The following is a 264-nucleotide window of genomic DNA, read 5'->3' as shown; positions in this document are numbered from 1 at the left end:
GGCACCAGGGCAAAGCGGCCGGTGTGGTAGCTGGACGCCACCTTGCCCGCCCCTGTACGGCAGGAACTACCGGCGGGGGCTTCGCACTTCGGGCAGGGGTGACGCTCGACCTGATCGGCCGGGGTGTTCGTGATCATGAGCTGGACTGTCGCATAAACGTGTCGTGCAACGCAAAGTGCACCCCCAACTTTCGCGACGGGTTGCGCGACAGTAAGGAGGGGGCGAAACGGACACCGGCTGTGATTGGCCGGACTGTTGCACAAC

The 264-nt window shown here is 64.4% G+C and carries 1 protein-coding gene; it reads right to left on the bottom strand.

From position 1 onward, the window contains the following. Positions 1–137: zinc finger domain-containing protein (locus IH09_RS40945; protein ID WP_446750514.1), on the bottom strand; the 137-nt coding region annotated here is incomplete at its 3' end. Positions 138–264 lie beyond the last annotated feature (127 nt).

It is taken from the genome of Streptomyces celluloflavus, assembly GCA_000720995.1.
In the GTDB taxonomy this organism is placed as follows: Bacteria; Actinomycetota; Actinomycetes; order Streptomycetales; family Streptomycetaceae; genus Streptomyces; species Streptomyces celluloflavus.
Note: the sequence above shows the minus strand (reverse complement) of the source record. Positions and strands in the feature narration are given on the sequence as shown.